We start from the raw sequence: 19,281 nt of genomic DNA, 5'->3' as shown, positions 1-19,281 counted from the left end.
GAACTTATAATTAAAACATTTTTCACAGGGTTGTTATGTAAAATAGTCATTATTTTTACGCCAAATGCCATGTACGATGTTTGAGGTAAATAATTGGGGCGAACTTGAAATCATTTCTGTGCCAATAGGAAAAGATGTCGAGGAATATTCTCTTCAACTTGCGGTGTTATGTAAATGTGGGGAGGATGTTTTTGGAGAATTGCCGCAGTTTATTGGGTGGATGAATCACCCAAACCATATTTTAAGTGGTAAAAAAAACATAGAATTGCTTGAAACGCCTTATGGTTTTGAGTGGATTCATGACGAACTAACCCGTATTGCACACGGTATATTGGCCTTGACTAAACTTGTTGAAGATGCAAACTCTAAACTATTCACTCATCACATTCCTCTAATGAAAAAAATACTATTAGTAGCTTGCTTGGCAGCGGGTTCATTGTACGCCCAGAAATCAGACATTTCTGCCAAAAACGTCCAAAAACATATTTCTTACTTGGCATCCGACGAACTGAAAGGCCGTGGGACGGGGACGAAGGAAGAAAAAATGTCGGCGGATTATATTGCGAAGTATTTCAAAGAAATTGGGCTTCAACCCAAAGGCACCAATGGCTACGAACAGCCTTTTAAGGCGAATCTTGATACCGTACACGTGTTGGACGCCCGCAATGTGGTTGGTTTTTTGGATAACGGGGCCGACCGTACCATTGTCATCGGAGCGCACTATGACCACCTCGGCGAAGGGTATCAGCGTGGCTCGTTGATTCCTGACAGTAAAGGTAAAATTCATAATGGTGCCGACGACAACGCGTCGGGTGTGGCAGGTGTGTTGGAATTAGCGCGGCATTTTGCCAAAAACAAAGTCAAAGAAAAACATAACTTCCTCTTCATTTGCTTTTCGGCTGAGGAACTTGGATTGTTAGGCTCAAAATACTACGCCAACAACCCTACGATCGACTTATCAACGGTGAATTTAATGCTCAATTTTGACATGATTGGCCGTTTTGACCCTAATAAAGCAATTACTGTAGGTGGGTGGGGAACAAGTCCTAGCTGGGGGCAAGTGATTCCTCCCGTGTTGGAACGCGATAAAATGGCATTTAAAATTGACTCCGCAGGCGCAGGCGCTTCCGACCACACGTCGTTTTATGTAAAGAAAATCCCTGTTTTGTTCTTCTTTACGGGGGTTCACGGCGATTACCACAAGCCAAGCGACGACATTGAACTAATTAACTTTGAAGGAGAAGCTAAAATTCTCAATTCAGTGGTTGGGATTGTGAACGCCGTTGATAAACTTCCTAATCGTTTAGAATACCGCGAAACTGCCATGCCAATGGCCCGCAATATGAGTTTCAAAGTGACGATGGGGCTTTTGCTCGATTATTCTTTCAATGGGCCAGGTATCAAGGTGGATGGGGTCTCTAAAAATCGTCCTGGCGAAGCGGCGGGTATCAAAGGTGGTGATTTGATTTTACGTTTGGATAAATATACCCTCAATACCATTTACGATTATATGGGTGCGTTGGGAAAATTTGAAAAAGGCCAAACCGTAGAAGCAGAAGTGCAGCGAGGGGCTGATAAATTGACGTTGCCTGTTACTTTTAAATAATAAACGAGCTTGTAAATGCGAAATGCCTCGATGAAAATCGGGGCATTTTTATTTTCTATTGACCTTCATGATGGACAATAAACTTTACTTTTTTAGGCTGAATCACGGGAAGGCTGAGTATCTTTGCGACTTTCGTAAAACAAAGCACCATTGCGTATGTGGAATAATATTGCTCAAAATATCATCAAATATCGGTTTATTTGGCTGGCAGTCATACTGGTTTCAACGGTTTTTATGGGGTACGAAGGAAGTAAAATTGAGCTTTCGTACAAGTTTGCACGTATCCTGCCGTCTGACGACCCTACCGAAAAAGAATACCAATATTTTCGACAACTTTTTGGGGAAGATGGCGCGATAATGGTCATTGGTTGGCAGGATGAAAACTTATTTGAAGTCAATAAATTTCGCGATTGGGAGGCCCTTGCTCAAAAAATCAAATCGACTGAGGGGATAAAAAATGTGCTTTCGCTGGGAAGTGTTTATAAGGTGGTACGAAACGACAGTGCCAGCCGCTTCGATATTCTTCCCGCCATGAAACAGCTTCCAACGACCCAAGCGGAGGCGGATACTCTGAAAAAACAAATTCAAAATTTGCCGTTTTATGATGGGTTGGTGTGGAATTCAAAAACCAATTCGACCCTTATCTTAGTAACCTTCAACGAAGCTTCGCTAAACTCAAAGCGCCGATTGTCGATTGTAGAGGATGTTGCGAAGTTTTCAAACGAATTTGCCGTTAAGCACAATACTGAGCTTCATTTTTCGGGTATGCCCTTCATCCGAACAACGATGATGAAGAAGATTTCGAGCGAAATGACGTTGTTTATGATTTTGGCAGTGGTCGTGACGGCCTTTATTTTGTGGGTTTTCTTTCGCTCTTTCCGCCTTACCCTTCTTTCTATCGTCGTCGTGCTCATTGGGGTTGTGTTTTCGATTGGTACTTTGCAGCTCTTTGAGTATAAAATTACGGCCCTCACGGGGTTGATTCCGCCGTTGTTGATTGTGATTGGTGTGCCGAACTGTATTTTCTTAATCAATAAATACCAACAAGAACTCAAAACGCACGGCAATAAAGACGAGGCCATTGCCGAAATGGTGAAACAAATCGGGCTGTCGATTTTGCTGGCCAATGTCACCACGGCCATTGGTTTTGGGGTGTTTTATTTTACCAATAGTGCTTTGTTGGTGGAGTTTGGCGTGGTTGCGGCTATCTGTGTGATGGTCACGTATGTGCTTTGTTTGGTGTTGTTGCCCATCACGTTACACTACATGGATATTCCAAAAGCGCGTCATTTACGTCATTTGGACGGAAAATGGGCGGTGGGAATCCTGACAAAAGTAGATTATTTGGTACACAACAAACGCCGCGCTATTTACCTGGTGATGGTGGCTATGATTTTGATTTCTGCGTATGGAATAACCAAAATCAAGGCCATTGGGTATGTGGTGGATGACTTGCCCAAAAATGATAAAATCTACGTGGATTTGCGCTTTTTTGAGAAAAACTTCAATGGAGTTCTACCGTTTGAAGTAATGATTGATACCAAACAACCCAACGGTGTATTTGGAAATCAAGCTCGAACATTGTACAAAATTAAAGCACTCCAAAATGCACTTGCCGATTACCCAGAGTTTTCAAAACCTGTTTCGGCGGTGGAAGCATCGCGCTTTTTATACCAAGCCTATCGCGGGGGCGATGCCAAGTATTACGTACTTCCTGGGGCAATGGAGTTGTCGAAATTGTCAGATTTTGTGCAAGGGCAAGGCCAAAATGGAGCAGGAGCGAAGCAGTTGAATACGTTTTTGAACAAAGACCGCAGCATTACGCGGGTGAGTTTTCAAATGGCCGATGTGGGTTCAGAACGCATTAAAGAGTTGTTGAAAGAAATTCGTCCGAAAGTTGATTCTATTTTTAGTCCCAAAGACTACAATGTAAGCCTAACGGGACATAGTTTGGTGTTTCTGAAAAGCAACGATTACTTGTTGGGCAACTTATACGAAAGCTTGCTTATTGCCATTGTCCTGATTGCTTTGGTCGGGATGATTCTCTTCCGTTCGGTGCCCATTATTTTGTTGTCAAAACTTCCCTGTTTGATTCCTCTGGCGCTGACGGCGGGTATAATGGGCTTTTTTGATATTTACTTTAAGCCTACCACGATTCTGATTTTTAGCATCACGTTTGGGATTGCTTCCGACGGTACGGTGTATTTCTTGACGCGTTATCGTCAGGAAATTTACAAAAATGGCCATCCCCCAACGGTCGCGATTAGCAAAGCGATTTTTGGAACGGGCTTGAGCATGATTTACACGGCGGCGATTTTGTTCTGTGGATTTGCCATTTTTGCCGCGTCAAGTTTTGGCGGAACGGCGGCGATGGGGGTCATGGTTTCTATCACGCTTTTGGTAGCGATGTGTACCAACTTGATTCTGTTGCCTGCTTTGTTGTTGTCGATTACTAATCGGATGAAGAAAGGGGAAAAACCCTCCTAATTGCCAAAAATCAAAGAGGCTGCCATTGTTGGCAGCCTCTTTGATTTTATTTGACATTGGCCACTTTTCGTGGAATGGTAAACATTTCCTTTTGCCGACCGTCCAAATAACGGAAGCCGTTGGCGTCGTAGTAGCCGTCTTCTTCCAACATAATCCGAATCGTTTTCTTCCATTCAGGAATTTCAACGGCCGCATTTAGCTCAATGGAATAGGCGGTGTTTTGGAACAATGGATAATCGCCCGTGCCAGGTACTCCCTGTTGCTGATCCCACATCCCAATCGTAGGCCCCGCAGCGTGGCCGTGTACGCCAATTGGGTGAGAATAAATACTTCCCGTAATACCCTCTTTCTTGGCTTGTTCGAGCGATTCCAATAACATCTTGTTGCCCGTAGTTCCCACTTTAAAGCGGCTTGTAAGAATATCTTGCAAGCGATTTCCCTGCATAAATGCCTTTTTCAAGTACTCAGGAATGTCGGTTTCGCCTGACCGAAGGACATAAGCGTGTTGTTGCTGGTCGGTATTTAGGCGTAAATACGTAATCCCAAAATCGCAGTGTAGCAGGTCGCCTGGCATGATGACTTGCTTGGAGGGGCGCTTTGAAAACGTACGTAAATGGTCAAAACTTTCGGGGTCGAGGCGTTGAATGTCCACCGTCGGATGAAACCACGTTTCTAATCCCAAATCCGTCACTTTTTGGCGCATCCACCAAACTACATCGTCGGTGGTGGTGATGCCTGGATGAATAACTTTTTCCGAAAAAGCTTCTTCAATAATCTGGTGAGAAATACGGCAAATAATTGGATAAATGGCCGCTTCTTTTTCGCTACGCGTTTCGAGCCAAGCCACGGCAAGGCGGTCGGCTGAGACAATTTTTGCTTTTTGTTTTTCCGACAAAGCCGTCATAAACTCTTTGTGTTCGGTAAAAGTCAGTCCATCAGAATGGCCATACTCTTTGGAGAAATTTAAGGCAATTTTCTTCGGATTTCGGTCGTCAATCACCTTCGACAGGGCCAGCCATTGGTTTGGTTGTACATTGATGTCCCACTCGCCTTTGAGCAAATTCCCGACGTCGTAGCGGGCAATGGCTAATTTTTCGAGGGGCTTGTCACCACCCGCATCATAAAAAACCATGATGGTACGACGCCGCGCCGAAAGCCACGTACTGGGTAACATCGTTTTCATGACGGGGTCTTCGTTGTACTCGCGCGAAATAATAATCCACATGTCAATTCCCTCTCGCCGCATCAACTGTGGCAATAGGTTGTTGAAGCGGTCTTCTAAAATTTCATCCACAACGCGGGCTCGTTCGCGCTCGGGCAGAATGGGGGTTTGGGAAAAAGATAAAAAAGTAACTAAGCAGAAAGCAATGGACAAAAAGTGCCGAAGTAAAGGTTGTTTTAGCATACGTGTTTAGGTTGGATGAATGTGTTTGTGACAAAGATACGGCGAATGTTTGGGTTGCTGAAAGCCTGTTGTTACTTTTACAGCCATTCTACTTTTTAACCCGTTAGCGACATGTCGGTGATTTTTACTTCTGCCCAAAACGACGAAGATTTACGTAAGGTGTTGGAGCTTCAACGCCAAAATTTATACAAAAATACCCCGTCGGAGTACCAACAAGACCAAGGTTTTACGACGGTCGAACATTCGTTTGAGTCCATCAAAAAAATGAACGATGCCCTGCCCCAAATCATCGCCAAAGACGGCGACTTGTTGGTGGGCTATGCCTTGGTGATGCCACGTACTTTCGGGCAACTCATTCCCGAATTAGTGCCCATGTTCGACATTATTTCAGGCTTGGAGTATGAGGACAAACCGTTGAGCGAGCAGCGTTATTACGTCATGGGGCAAATCTGCGTGGCGCAGTCGCACCGTGGACAAGGGATTTTTGATGGGCTATATGCCGAACATAAACGCCAGTTGTCGGGCGAATTTGACTTGTGTGTGACCGAAATCGCCGTACGAAATACGCGCTCCATGCGGGCGCACGAGCGCGTAGGTTTTCGGACGATACACACCCACGAAGACCACATCGACTTGTGGAACATTGTGGCGTGGGATTGGCGCTAACCTTTCATGGCCTCGCGCAACATCGCAATGCTCTTGCGTACCCCCGATTCGGCGGGTTCTTTGCCTTCAAACTCAAGGGCTACGTAGCCTTTGTAGTTGGCTTGGCGGAGGATATTAAAAATACGTTTATAATCTAAGTCGAGCGAGTACCACTCGCCGCCTCCGTAGTAGGTTTTGGCTTGTACAAAATTGGCTACGGGGGCTACTTTCTCTAGTTTGGTATAAGGGTCTTCCAAAAAATTACCTGTGTCCATCAACACTCCCAACCAAGGCGAGTCAATCGCTTTCCGAATGCGCAACAATCCCTCTGGCGTAGAGGTAAGTCCCCAGTGGTTTTCGAGTGCCAACATCACCCCACATTCGGCGGCTTTGGCGAGACATTTTTCGATGCTATCAATGCACCATTTGAATCCGTCGTCTTCGGTGTAGCCTGGCAAGATGGGTTCTACGCCCCGCTTGGCCATGAGTTCATCAAACGATTTGATGGTATTCCAACGCCCCGAATTAAGACGAATCGACGGAATGCCCATTTTGTACGCAAGCTCAATGCAATGCAAAGTATGGTCGATGTTTTTTTGGCGCTCGGCGGCGTCGGGCGAAACAAAACTTTGGTGAATCGACAAACAAATCAGGTCCACGCCGTTGACGAAAGCATGGCGTTTGAGTTTTTGGAGGTAAGCGTTGTCCTCGCTGTCCATTTGGCGATGCAAAATATCCACTCCTTCGATTTCGAGGCGAGCGGCTTCGTCAATCACCGTTTCGATGGGTACTTTGGGCGTTTTGAAGTGCCAGTAAGAATAAGAGGCAAGCCCTAGTTTGTAAGGGGCAACGGCCGCTGGGGCTGGCGTAGGTGTGGGGAGCGACAAGGCAGCGCCGCCCAAGGCTGTTTGTTGGAAAAAGTCGCGACGATTCATGAGGGGAAAAGGTTGTTTTAAGATTTAGGTTACAAGTAAAGCCAATATTTCTTAAAGCCCAAAAACGTCAAAATCTTTATCGGTAAATCCCCCCCTTATCGTCGGTGTTCTTGGGCGTTTCATCGCTTTTACCGCTTCTGCGACTAAACTTTCTGCTATTTCAACTATCCAATTGTGAAATAACATACACCATGACAAAAATACGTTACATTTTTGCCCTTCTTTTTCTATGTTCAGCTGGTTTGGCGGTAGCCCAAACGATTGAAGTAAAAGGCCGCCTGATTGATGCCAACGACAAATCTGCGCTGATTGGCGCCAATGTACTCTTGATCAATACGGCCGATTCAACCTCACGGTTTGGAGTCGTTGCCGATACGTCTGGGCGGTTCTTATTCAAAAACATTCCCTCGGCAAGCTATCGGATGGTGGCTTCATATATTGGTTATATCTCGTACGACCAACGCCTTAATTTTCGTCGGACTAGTCCCGATTTGGGCGAAATTGCCCTTAAACCTGATGCGCAGTTGTTGAAAGACGTCATTGTAAAAGGGGTAGCGGAGCGTGTTGAGCAAAAAGGCGATACCACTGTTTATAATGCCAGTGCTTTTAAAGTCAACAAAGACGCTAATGCGCAAGATTTGTTGGAAAAAATGCCCAACATCACCATTGAAAACGGTCAGGTAAAAGCCCAAGGAGAAAACGTACAAAAGGTAACTGTCGATGGCCGTGAGTTTTTCGGAGATGATGCAACATTGGCCTTAAAAAACCTTCCAGCCGAAGTAATTGACAAAATTCAAGTGTTTGACCGCCTCAGTGACCAAGCACAGTTTACGGGGTTTGACGATGGCCAAACCACCAAAACCATCAATATTGTTACGCGTTCAGACCGCAATAATGGTCAGTTTGGGAAAGCTTATGCAGGCTATGGCACCGACAACCGCTACATGATAGGGGGAAGTACCAATTATTTTAAGAAAGATACCCGCATTTCGCTCATCGGGATGTCTAATAATATCAACCAACAAAACTTTGGCACCGAAGACTTGCTTGGGGTATTAGGTGGCTCAGGAGGGGGAGGCCAAGGCGGCGGCGGAAACCGTGGCGGTGGCGGCGGTGGTGGAAATCGCGGCGGCGGCGGTGGTGGAAATTTTGGCGGTGGAAATGCCTCTGATAATTTTTTGGCAGGACAGCAAAGTGGTATTACAACGACCAACGCAATTGGGTTGAACTACTCTGACAACTGGGGGAAAAAGTGGAAAGTGACGGGTAGTTACTTTTTTAATAATGCTAAAAATACCAACACAACGGATTTGGCACGTACGTTTTTTACAACCCAAGGTGCTGGGCAACTGTATGATGAAAATTATTATTCGTCAAACAATAACTTTAACCACCGCGTAAATGCCCGTTTGGAATATACCATCAATACCAAAAACTCGGTCATCATTACGCCTAGATTTAGCCTGCAAGATAATACCTCGTTCAGTAGTTTATTAGGAGCGAATAGTTTGAGTGGAAGAGCGCTAAACCAAACGCAGACCAATCGCCAAAATCAAAATGATGGGAATAACTGGGGAAATACGATTCTGTGGCGTCACCGTTTTGGAAAAATTGGCCGCACAATTTCAGTAGGATTGACCACTTCATCGAATGCCCGTGTGGGAGAGTCTTCCTTGAAATCAACCAACCAATATTTTGGACGTATGACGGCCGACTCTTTGCAAATTACCGATCAACAGACCGAAAGCAGAGGAAATGGCTACACGGTTTCGAGTACTATTTCTTTGACCGAAAATGTAGGTCGGGGTGGACAATTACAACTCAATTACGTGCCATCGTACACCAAAAATTACTCGGAAAGAAATACCTACAACTATAACCAAGCAACGAGCGAATACAGCTCGCCTGATTTGCGCCTTTCCAATGAGTTTGATAATACCTACATGACCAACCGCTTCGGTGGAAGTTATCGTTTGCGCATCAAAAAAACGATGGTGACGGCCGAATTGAACTACCAAAATGCCCAACTCGTTGGAAAACAGACGTATCCAACAGAATTTGAAGTAAACCGTTCGTTCAATAACTTCTTGCCATCGGCGATGTTGATGTACCGTGGAAGCGATGGCCAAAGTTTGCGAATCAATTACCGCACTTCCACCAATGCACCTTCTATTAGCCAATTGCAAAATGTGGTGGACAACTCTAACCCATTGTTGCTCAGAACGGGTAATCCTGATTTGAAGCAAGAGTATAACCATAATATGTCGCTTCGGTACGGAATCACAAAGGCAAAAACCGCTCGTAGTTTCTTTATCAATTTTAATGGGTCGTTTACCCAAAACAATATTAGCAATACTACCTTTATTGCTACCAGAGATACCGTGGTTGCAGGCTTTACTTTGCGGACTGGCTCCCAATTTACCCAGCCCGTCAACGTCAACGGAAACTGGAATGTTCGCTCATTTATTACATACGGAATGCCGCTTACGTCGCTGAAAAGTAATTTGAATTTCAACATTGGAACAGGTTATACCCGTACCATAGGCTTGATTAACTTGGTAGAAAATATTGCAAATACCCAATCGATCACGGGTGGGTTGGTCTTGAGTAGTAATATCAGCGAGCAGCTTGATTTTACATTTTCGGTGAACGGTAACTATAATACCGTGAAAAACTCGCTCCAGCCTGCGCTTGACGGAACGTATTATTATCAAAATAGTAATTTCAAAATCAACTGGGCGACTAAAAGCGGTTTCTTCGTCAATACGAATATCAACAATACTTTTTATACGGGACTTGGGCAGGATTTTAACCTGAACTTCACTCTTTGGAACGCCGCAGTGGGTTACAAATTCTTGAAGAACAAGGCAGGAGAGTTGAAAGTAAGTTCGTTTGACGTTTTACGCCAAAACAATAGTGTGAGCCGTAACATTACCTCTACTTATATTGAGGATGTTAGGACGCGGGTTTTGCAGCGTTATTACATGATGACATTCACCTACACCTTGAGAAATTTCAGGTAATTAACCTTTGTTTTTTAACCTTATTTTAATGCCAAACCACAAACTTAATGTTTGTGGTTTGGCATGAGGTACTATCTTTGCGCGTATGAAAACAATTCTTGTGACAGGTTCTAACGGTTTGTTGGGACAAAAATTAGTAGAACTTCTTACTCAACAGTCTGATAAAAAGGTTATTGCTACAGCACGCGGCGAAAACCGTCTTCCTTTTAAAGAAGGGTATGACTATTTTTCAATGGACATTACGAAGCCTGAAGAAGTCGCATCTGTCATCCAAAAAACGATGCCGGATGTAATTATCCACGGAGCGGCGATGACCAACGTGGATCAGTGTGAATTTGAAAAAGAAACGTGTTGGGCGCAAAACGTAAAAGCCGTTGAATACATGGTGGAAGCGTGCCGTAAGCACGATATATTTCTTTGCCATGTATCGACAGACTTCATTTTTGACGGTGCCGCAGGTCCATATACCGAAGAAGGAGACGCCAATCCGTTGAGTTTTTACGGATGGAGCAAATACGCTGCTGAAAAGGTAGTTCAACATTCGGGCATTCGGTGGGCAATAGCTCGGACGGTATTGGTCTATGGTATTGCGTTTGATATGTCTCGTTCCAATATCATTCTTTGGGTCAAAAAATCGTTGGAAGAAGGTAAAAACATCAAAGTAGTAACCGACCAATGGCGTACGCCTACCTTGGCCGAAGATTTGGCGATGGGTTGTTTTTTAATTGCCGATAAAGAAGCCGAAGGTGTGTTTAATATTTCAGGGAAGGATTTGCTAACTCCCTACGAAATGGCGATGATGACGGCCGATTATTTTGGGTTAGACAAAGGCTTGATTGCCGAAGCCGATTCTTCTAATTTTACCCAACCAGCGAAGCGACCAGCGCGTACGGGCTTTGTTTTGGATAAATCAAATGAAATTTTGGGATATAATCCACATACTTTTAAAGAGGGTATTGCAATTTTAGCATCTCAGTTGTAAATTGCCTTCGCTAACGTAGTTTCTTTGTTTCTTGGAGTTTATATATCCAGCCTGTGGGTTTCGACCCACAGGTTTTTTTGTGCCAACTGTGCCAGCGGTGTGCCTTCGGTTTCTCAAAACCGAAGTTTTGTGAGTCAGGTTTCTCAAAACCTGAGGATAGCGAGCAAGTTAGGTTGTAACTGTGCCTTCGGTTTCTCAAAACCGAAGTTTTGTAGTTCAGGTTGTTCATAGCCTGATTTACATGCTATGGTCAGGTTGTGAGCAACCTGACTCACGGTAGTTTCCTAAAACTGAAAATAGATAAACTGATTGGAGTCGAAAACGCCAAAGAAGTAGGTTAAGACGGATACCGTAACAAAGACCGTCCAGAAAACAACATTTTTGCGGGTCGGAATGTGTAAAATGTAGTGCTCTTTAATGAGCAAAAGAAGAATAAGCCCTACCGAAAACCACATTTCAACGTTGTTGAGCGCTGCTTGAAGGGGTTCATGGAAGGAAAGCTGCGTCATTTTTTTCAGAATAATAAAAGAATGGCGAACTTCTTCTCCAACGGTAAGTTTGGGATTATCGCCGACGGCAAAAAATACCCACGTCAGCATCACAAGTAAAAAAGTAATAGCGGTTTGGAGGTAAAGATACCAAGTAGCTTTGGGCAGTGTGATGTTCCACCGTTTTAAGTATTTGTCGCGAATAGAGGCGGCTACCAAATAGCTTCCGTGTAATCCTCCCCAAATGATAAAATTCCAACTAGCTCCGTGCCAGAGTCCACTTGCAAGAAAAACAATGAATCGGTTGAGGTAAGCCCTTCCTTCTCCTACGCGATTTCCGCCGAGTGGTATGTATAAATAGTCTCGAAACCAAGTCGATAGCGAAATATGCCAGCGTCCCCAAAATTCAGCGATGGACTTTGAGAAATAAGGAGTGCGGAAGTTTTCCATGAGGTTGAATCCCATGACTTGAGCCGCTCCCAAAGCAATGTCAGAGTAACCCGAAAAATCGCAATAGATTCGGAAAGTGTAAAAGAAGGTCGCAACCAACAACGTAAGTCCATTGTGATGCTGAGGGTCTAGGTAAGCTGGGCCAGCCATCAGGGCCAGGCGGTCGGCAATAACGGCCTTTTTGAACAAACCAAAAGCCATTCGCGTCAGGCCTGCTTTGATGTTTTCCCAATCGTACGCATGATTTTCGTGAAATTGATGCAGCACGTTTTGCGGGCGCTCGATGGGACCCGCAACCAGTTGCGGGTAAAACATCACATACAGCGCATAAATCCCAAAATGCCGTTCTGCTTGCTGATTTCCACGATATACTTCGATGGTATAGCTCATGGCCTGAAACGTATGAAACGACAAGCCAATGGGTAAAACGAGGTCGGGATTTAGGTGTTTTAGGATAGGCAAACTCCATTCTAAGCCCACTTTCCACGAGACGGCGTTGAAACTTTCGGCAAAAAAATCGAAGTACTTAAAAACGGCTAAAATTCCGACGTTGGTAAAAATACTAATGACCAAAAGCCATTTTCGTTTAGTCCCTTCGGCAGACGCAATCCAAATTCCTGCAAAGTAGTCGATAACAATGGTAGCAAACAGAATTAAGATGTAAATCGGTTTGAAAACCAAATAAAAATAACAACTTGCAAGTAGCAACAACAACCAACGCAGGTTGCCGCGCAGGCTGTAATAGGCAAGCGTAACAACAATAAAAAAAAGCAGAAATTGGACCGAATTGAAAAGCATGGCTTGATTAAAACCGAAAATGTTGGACCGAAATAGTTAAAATGCTAAACTGATAAGTGGGGTATAACATTACCTTGCCTCATCAGTTGATTTGTTGTTCGGTTCGTTTAATTTTCCATCAACAATCGTTTCTTTCACAATAAACAGCGGGCGGCCTTTGGATTGGAAAAAAATACGCAGTACGTATTCGCCAATGATTCCCAAAGCCATAAGCTGAACGCCACTGAACAAAATGATGACGAATAAAAGAGCAGTGAAACCTTCAATGACATCAGCAAAGAAGAGTTTTTTAGCAAGCACAACGATAAAATAGACCAATGCTATACCAATAGAAACACCCCCTGCCCGTGTCATAAACGAAATAGGGAATTCGCTAAAGTTGAAAATACCATTATACGCCAAACGGAAAAGTTGTTTGAAGGTATATTTCGATTCGCCTGCTACTCGTTCGCTTCGCTCGTATTCGTATCCAGTTTGTTTAAAACCAATCCAAGACCGCATTCCGCGTAAGAAACGACTTTCTTCTGGCATTTGGTTTAACACATCTGCTACGCGCCGACTTATCATGGCAAAATCGCCACTATCGAGGGGAATATCGACGTACGAGATTGATTTCAACAAACGGTAAAACAGAAAATAACCTGTTCGCTTAATGATATTTTCTTTACGCTTACGACGAACAGCATAGACCACATCGTACCCTTCTTGCATTTTTTGGTAAAAATCGGGTAAAAGCTCAGGCGGGTCTTGCAAGTCACCATCAATAATAAATAGCGCTTCTGTCCCCCTTGCTGCTGCCAAACCCGCTGTAAGGGCAAGCTGGTGGCCGTGGTTGCGAGATAAAAATACACAATGAAAACGACCGTCGGTTAACGCTAGTTGGCGCATTTGAAGGGCCGTATTGTCGCGACTGCCATCATCGACCAACACCACCTCAATCCGAAGCGTGAGGCTGTCCATGAGTTTGGTGAGGCGCTCTACCAAGTGAGGAAATGATTCCGACTCGTTGTAGAGCGGAGCTACGATGGATATTTGGGGTGTATTCATGCCTTTTTTTTCCATTCAAGGGGTTGATTGTGAGTTGATTGTGGCTTGCCGTTTCTGACAAGGACAAACTGCATTTGGTACGTTCCAGGTTCAACAGTCGCATAAGGAATGAGCAGTGTAGTGCCTGTTGCGTAGCGTTTGAGCCAATTACGCCCTGTATAAAGTGTAGGTTCAAGTTTAAATAAATACTGCCGACGGTTAGATTGCAACGAAACGTACAACGCTCCATTCATTTCGGTAGTAAAGGAGTGGGTTTCTTCTCGAATCAACAAGCCATCTGCTTGATATTCAAGCTGTGGTTGAATCGGCAAACTCGTCGGTGTTTGGAGTGATTGGATAACAGGGGCAAGGGTAGTAGGGTAGTGGTAAATTCCCTGTTGAACGTTGAATTTCATCAATGAATCAATGTACTGAGCAGCAGGTGTATTAGGCGTGAATCCTAAGCCAAAACCGTTGTGTTCTTGGTTAAATGCCCCAGCTAGTAGCGTTTTACGGCGTTCGTTGATGGTAGGCCAGTAATGCAGCAAACTCAACCCCCAAATGCCAATTCCTACCGCTAAAGCCACCTTAAAGTGGGTTTTCTTGGTTTGTTGACGGTTCAACACGAGGTAAAATCCGTAAATAACCATTAAAAACAACGCAGGATAGATTTTGTAATTGCTGACAATCATGACAAAATACCCAAATCGAGGCCGAAGAAAAGCAATAATACTGGCATTGGCCAACAAATAGGTACTGACACCCAATAAAAACAGCAACGCCTCTTGATGGGCTAAAGTACGTTCTCGGAACAATTTCCACACTTTTACTAAGGCAACTACGAGTACTGCTATCATGCCCATCCCGCCTATCGTTGGCAAGATAGACCGTTGGAGTGTACTGCGGTCGGGGAAGAAATCGAATAAACCCCCGATAAACGTAAAAAAGCCAAAAAATGTCTGGTGAGGGTGCTGTAGAAAATAGCCGAAACTTGACTCGTTGTTCAAGGTTTGCATTCCTCTAAAATACAAAAAAACAGCAGCCACGCCCGCTACTAACCACGTTAGGAGCAGTTTATAGCGACCCTGAACAAACAAAATAACCATACCCGCTGGCCACACAAAAATGCCGTTGCTCATGGCAAAATTGGCACAAAACCCAGTCAAGACTGCCCATCCAAACTGTTGTTTACTCAAAAGATAACAGGTAAGACTCACAAAGAAAATGACGGGCAAATGTTGGAGTGCCGTGATAGCCCACAGGCTAGTCATGTGGTATTGCAACTGAAACAAAAAGAAAAGTAACGGAATAAGGTATTCCCACTCAATTTTTTGTTGCCGAAAAACGACAATAAAAATAGCCAATGTTCCTAGCGTGAAACCAAACCCTAGCCAGTGCAGAAAGGTAAAGTTTAGTTCACCGAAAAGCCAATAATAAACCAAAGCTCCCAGCTTACCAAAAATCATTCGGTGCTCATTGTTGGGTTGAAAAATGAGCTGTAGTTGAGTCGATAGGCCGTTGCTATTTACCCATTTACGCAAAAAGTCAGGAAATGGGTCGAAGTCGTCGAACCAAGGCACATTGACGGAAAACTGGGCCAGTGTAACCACAAATAATCCAACTGGTAAAGCAGCAAGAAGACCAAAAAGAACTTTACGCATCAGGGAGTGGCTTTAAGTACAACTGCTTTTTTACCGAAATATCCCCCCATGCACTTGCTCCACCAGTGTTTGGGGTCGGGGTTTGCGTCGTCCAAATAAATTGATTGGGGTTTTGATTGCAGCGGGGAAACATAAACAGTATCACCTGGCGTGCTTTCAATATAAGCGTAGCGTGCTTTTAATTCTTGGTCGTAAGCAGCAGCCCGTCCCCGTAGCCAGTCGCCATATACCATTCGTAAGTTGCTGCTAAAGAGGGTGCTTACTAAAATAAGTAGTGCCAAAACGGCTTTGATGGAAGGCGGCAAATACCAATGTTGCGCGCCTAAAATTTGGTTGTTGTAGAGCCAATACAAGACGACGGAGAGCGTGTAAAACCAGCCCAACAAAAAGTAAAAATAAACAGAGTTGATGACGCGTGGGGCAGGTTCAATTCCAATACCGTAATAAGAAGGAAAAATTTGCACAAACAAAATGCCGAAATAAGTGAGTATGACAATCCAAATAGGCACCCTGAAATAGGGAATAGCGGTGGTATATTTGTCAAAAAGGCGAGGTAAAACGGCAATCCAAAGAATCGAAAATACCAAAAGCGGAGTTCTGAAAATCCAGTCGATGCTAAGTTGAGCCAGTTTTTTGAGTGACTGTAGCGTCGAAAGGGTAAAATTTCGTCCTTCAGGATTGCCATTCATGCGGAGGACGTTGCCAGGGGAGGTAAAGAAAATGTAGCATGAAAACACGGCGACGATGACCATAAAAAACGCCAAATTGTCCCACGTACGACGAATAACAAGCTGGTAACCAAACCAACCTGCCACTAGCAGCACCATAATCGTAAGGTTGGTTTCGCTACAACCAATGACTGCGAACACCAAGAATCCAGCAAAAAGGGCAGTGAGTTTTTGGCGCATTCCGTTGGGCTGTTGGTACATACGTATCATCACCGTAAGCCAATACAAAGTAAGGATGTTAGGAACGGTATAAGTGACAAAAGCCGCCATCCAGTAAAAAGCCTCCACAATGCTCATGATTTTGAGGATAAAGAGTAGCATAATCCCACCCGTAACACCCAAAATAGCCCAACGGCTCCATTTCGTGAACAACTCTTTACATAGCGCGTATAAACTACCCGTAAGTCCCAAAACGAGCAAAAAAGAAAGTAACTTAAAACCTCCCGCCCATTTGACCACCAACGGGTTAGAGTGATTGAGAAGGATGCCAAAGTATCTGCCCGTCCAACCTGTGTAATAAAAGTTCATGGCTTCAAAATAACCATACTTAAAGACCGTATCTATGTAGCAATAATCATCGACAGGAGAGGGGTGATTATAAAAAGACAACGCCAATAAAGGGACGATTGCCACCGCAAGTAGCCCAACATTGAAGAGGTCTTGAAAAAGAGGTTGTTGTAGTTTTTTTAGCATTGAATGCTGCTGTTTTATGACGATATCGAACGATTTTACTGAGCCGCGTCAGTTGTTACTTTCTCAATGATGTATCTAGGTCTGCCTTTTACTTCTTCGTAAATTTTTCCAACGTATTCCCCAATTAAGCCGAGGGCAATCATATTAGCCCCGCTAAAAAAGGTCATGGGAAGCACAATCGATGTCCAACCCGCTACCGTACTTCCAAAAAGGTACGAGACGCCAATATACACCCCAATGCCCATGGCAATTAAGAAATTGAATACGCCAAAATAGAGTACCAATCGCATTGGGAAAGTGCTGAAAGAGGTGACACCATTCCACGCAAAAAGGAGCATTTTTTTGAGCGGGTACTTGGTTTCACCTGCTTCTCGCTCAAAACGTTTGTAAAAAACCTTCTCGGAACGGAAGCCGATGAGTGGAATAATACCCCTCAAAAACAAATTAACTTCCTTAAAATGGGAAAATTCTTCTAAAATACGGCGATCCATGAGGCGAAAATCGGCGTGGTTGAATACCACAGGCACGCCCATCCAACGCATCACTTTATAGAACCCCTCGGCGGTGGTACGCTTAAACCATGTATCAGAACTGCGGTCGTCGCGCACGCCATAAACCACCATAGCCCCGTCGTGGTGTTGGTCGAGCATTTGACCAATGGCCTCTACGTCGTCTTGCAGGTCAGCATCAATCGTGACAAAGCAATCGAAATCCTGAATATGGTGCATTAGACCAGCTAAAATAGCACTTTGATGGCCAAAATTTCGCGAAAGTTTAATCCCAATGGCGTGGGTATCCGTGTTGCAAATGTCGTCGATAAGTTGCCAAGTACGGTCACGACTTCCATCGTTGACGTAACAAATCTTACTTTCAGGGGCAATTTTACCTTCTTGAACCAACCGAGTACGGTACTGCTGAAGCGTACGATGTGTTTTAGTAAGAATTTCTTCTTCGTTATAGCAGGGTACTACGAGTAATAATTTGGTTTGAGGCATTTGCGATAAATCAACAGTCATTGGAATTTGGCAAAAATACGGCACTTTCCATAACCGAGCGTCATTTAGGGCAGAGATTTTATTTTTCGGGGGAAAAAAGTTGATGGAAGGTGGGTTGAATGGCTGGTTATAGGAAGACGTTGAACCCCAGTTTTGCGGAATTATTACGTAGCCATCGAACTTTTCTGTGGTTTTTGGGTTGAATGTATTGGTCTAAGTTTATTTAAAAGTAAGTAAGTATTGAATCTCCAAAAGAAAATTGTTAGGATTTATTGACGACTTTCTTGTAAGATTTTAATATTTTGTACCACGTTTTCTACGAAATGTTTAACTTTCGGCCATAAATAGTTAGGTATAAACCAACCCTTGTATGTTTCTTCACCAAGTGGCTCACTACTTGCCAGAACAAGTAGTTGATAACGAACATTTTACTAAACTCAATGGGCTGTCTGATGAGTGGATAGTGCAGCGTACGGGCATTCAGCTCCGACGCAAGGCAGCCTCGGCCGAAAACTCCCACAGCATGGGGGTCGAAGCCGTAAAGTCATTATTGGATAAAATTCAAATTGATATATCAGAAATTGATTTAATCGTAGGGGCTACATATACTGCTTATGATACCATTGTTACGCTTGGTCATGCGGTGCAACATTTTATCGAAGTAGCGGATATTCCTGTGGTGACGATTTCCTCGGCTTGTTCTTCATTGTTGAATGCCGTAGAAGTAGTGGAGGGATATTTTGCGATGAACAAGGCGTCAAAAGCGTTGGTGATTACCTCAGAGCATAACACTGGCTACTACAACGAAACCGATACCGTATCAGGGCATTTGTGGGGCGACGGGGCAGCGGCTTTACTCTTTACAAAAGAGCGTGTAAGTGATGGGGATATGGAAATGAGATCCTTGGTGACAGGTGGTGCTGCTACCAGCGGGAAAGCTACGGAAGCCGTGGTATTGCGCCCTAACGAGCGTGGAGTGATTATGCCCTTTGGACGAGATGTGTTTATTAATGCTTGTACCTACATGCCCAAGGCTAGTTTAACGGTACTTGAAAAATGTGGCCTAACGGTGGAAGATGTGTCTTATGTTTTGCCACACCAAGCTAATTTGCGCATTAGTATGAATGTAATGAATACGCTTGGCTTGCCCGAAGAAAAACTAATCTCAAACATTCAATACCTCGGAAATACGGGCTGTGCGGGTTGCGCCATTGGGTTGTCTGAACATTGGAGCCGTTTTCAACCAGGAGACCATATTGTTATTACTGTTTTTGGAGGTGGTTATTCGTACGGAGCTATGTTGCTGCGGAAATAAACCCACCCGTGCAGAGGGTTTCTGACTCGTGCTGAGGGTTTCTC

13 protein-coding genes and 1 pseudogene are annotated in these 19,281 nt (G+C 44.1%); 7 read left to right on the top strand and 7 right to left on the bottom strand.

Annotation, left to right across the window (positions count from 1 at the left end):
- Positions 1-64 precede the first annotated feature (64 nt).
- The 3 genes and pseudogenes from FHS57_RS32150 to FHS57_RS10030 all read left to right on the top strand — a co-directional run.
- A pseudogene (locus FHS57_RS32150) lies at positions 65-316 on the top strand (antitoxin Xre/MbcA/ParS toxin-binding domain-containing protein); the annotation flags it as partial.
- Positions 317-394: 78 nt separating this feature from the next.
- Positions 395-1,606 (top strand): M20/M25/M40 family metallo-hydrolase, encoded by a 1,212-nt coding sequence (locus tag FHS57_RS10035; protein WP_229601301.1) that lies wholly within the window; start codon positions 395-397, stop codon positions 1,604-1,606.
- A gap of 156 nt (positions 1,607-1,762) precedes the next feature.
- Positions 1,763-4,093 carry an efflux RND transporter permease subunit gene (locus tag FHS57_RS10030; protein WP_183973055.1) on the top strand — a complete coding sequence of 777 codons (2,331 nt, stop codon included), beginning with the start codon at positions 1,763-1,765 and terminating at the stop codon, positions 4,091-4,093.
- 46 nt (positions 4,094-4,139) lie between these two features.
- Here FHS57_RS10030 and FHS57_RS10025 read toward each other — a convergent pair whose 3' ends face one another.
- Entirely contained in the window at positions 4,140-5,498 is a 1,359-nt protein-coding gene (locus FHS57_RS10025; RefSeq protein WP_183973053.1) for a M24 family metallopeptidase, read from the bottom strand.
- 111 nt (positions 5,499-5,609) lie between these two features.
- Between FHS57_RS10025 and FHS57_RS10020 the strand changes: the two genes are divergently transcribed.
- A complete protein-coding gene (locus FHS57_RS10020; protein ID WP_183973051.1) occupies positions 5,610-6,164 on the top strand; it encodes a GNAT family N-acetyltransferase in 555 nt (184 codons plus the stop codon).
- On the opposite strand, the gene FHS57_RS10015 is transcribed toward FHS57_RS10020, so the two are convergent.
- Positions 6,161-7,078: a sugar phosphate isomerase/epimerase family protein gene (locus tag FHS57_RS10015; RefSeq protein ID WP_183973049.1), complete on the bottom strand. Its 918-nt coding sequence runs from the start codon at positions 7,076-7,078 to the stop codon at positions 6,161-6,163. The genes FHS57_RS10020 and FHS57_RS10015 overlap by 4 nt on opposite strands.
- Before the next feature lie 191 nt (positions 7,079-7,269).
- Here FHS57_RS10015 and FHS57_RS10010 point away from each other — a divergent pair, with 191 nt between their 5' ends.
- Both FHS57_RS10010 and FHS57_RS10005 read left to right on the top strand, forming a co-directional pair.
- Positions 7,270-10,101 (top strand): TonB-dependent receptor, encoded by a 2,832-nt coding sequence (locus tag FHS57_RS10010; RefSeq protein ID WP_183973047.1) that lies wholly within the window; start codon positions 7,270-7,272, stop codon positions 10,099-10,101.
- An 85-nt stretch (positions 10,102-10,186) separates the two neighbouring features.
- Complete coding sequence (locus tag FHS57_RS10005) at positions 10,187-11,083, top strand: SDR family oxidoreductase (protein ID WP_183973045.1); 897 nt, start codon at positions 10,187-10,189, stop codon at positions 11,081-11,083.
- 284 nt (positions 11,084-11,367) lie between these two features.
- On the opposite strand, the gene FHS57_RS10000 is transcribed toward FHS57_RS10005, so the two are convergent.
- The 5 genes from FHS57_RS10000 to FHS57_RS09980 form a co-directional block, all read right to left on the bottom strand.
- On the bottom strand, positions 11,368-12,819 hold the full coding sequence (locus FHS57_RS10000) for an MBOAT family O-acyltransferase (RefSeq protein WP_183973043.1): 1,452 nt from the start codon (positions 12,817-12,819) through the stop codon (positions 11,368-11,370).
- Between the two features lie 69 nt (positions 12,820-12,888).
- On the bottom strand, positions 12,889-13,881 hold the full coding sequence (locus FHS57_RS09995) for a glycosyltransferase family 2 protein (RefSeq protein ID WP_229601300.1): 993 nt from the start codon (positions 13,879-13,881) through the stop codon (positions 12,889-12,891).
- Positions 13,863-15,506: a hypothetical protein gene (locus tag FHS57_RS09990; RefSeq protein WP_183973041.1), complete on the bottom strand. Its 1,644-nt coding sequence runs from the start codon at positions 15,504-15,506 to the stop codon at positions 13,863-13,865. The genes FHS57_RS09995 and FHS57_RS09990 overlap by 19 nt, the downstream gene beginning before the upstream one ends.
- The gene (locus FHS57_RS09985; RefSeq protein WP_183973039.1) at positions 15,506-16,927 is read right to left on the bottom strand and encodes a DUF6056 family protein; all 1,422 of its coding nucleotides are present in this window, start codon (positions 16,925-16,927) and stop codon (positions 15,506-15,508) included. Before FHS57_RS09985 ends, FHS57_RS09990 begins: the two co-directional genes overlap by 1 nt.
- 35 nt (positions 16,928-16,962) lie before the next feature.
- Positions 16,963-17,943 (bottom strand): glycosyltransferase family 2 protein, encoded by a 981-nt coding sequence (locus tag FHS57_RS09980; RefSeq protein ID WP_229601299.1) that lies wholly within the window; start codon positions 17,941-17,943, stop codon positions 16,963-16,965.
- A gap of 349 nt (positions 17,944-18,292) precedes the next feature.
- Here FHS57_RS09980 and FHS57_RS09975 point away from each other — a divergent pair, with 349 nt between their 5' ends.
- Entirely contained in the window at positions 18,293-19,237 is a 945-nt protein-coding gene (locus FHS57_RS09975; RefSeq protein ID WP_122930388.1) for a 3-oxoacyl-ACP synthase III family protein, read from the top strand.
- Positions 19,238-19,281: the final 44 nt, after the last annotated feature.

Source organism: Runella defluvii, assembly GCF_014195535.1.
Classification (GTDB): Bacteria; Bacteroidota; Bacteroidia; order Cytophagales; family Spirosomataceae; genus Runella; species Runella defluvii.
Note: the sequence above shows the minus strand (reverse complement) of the source record. Positions and strands in the feature narration are given on the sequence as shown.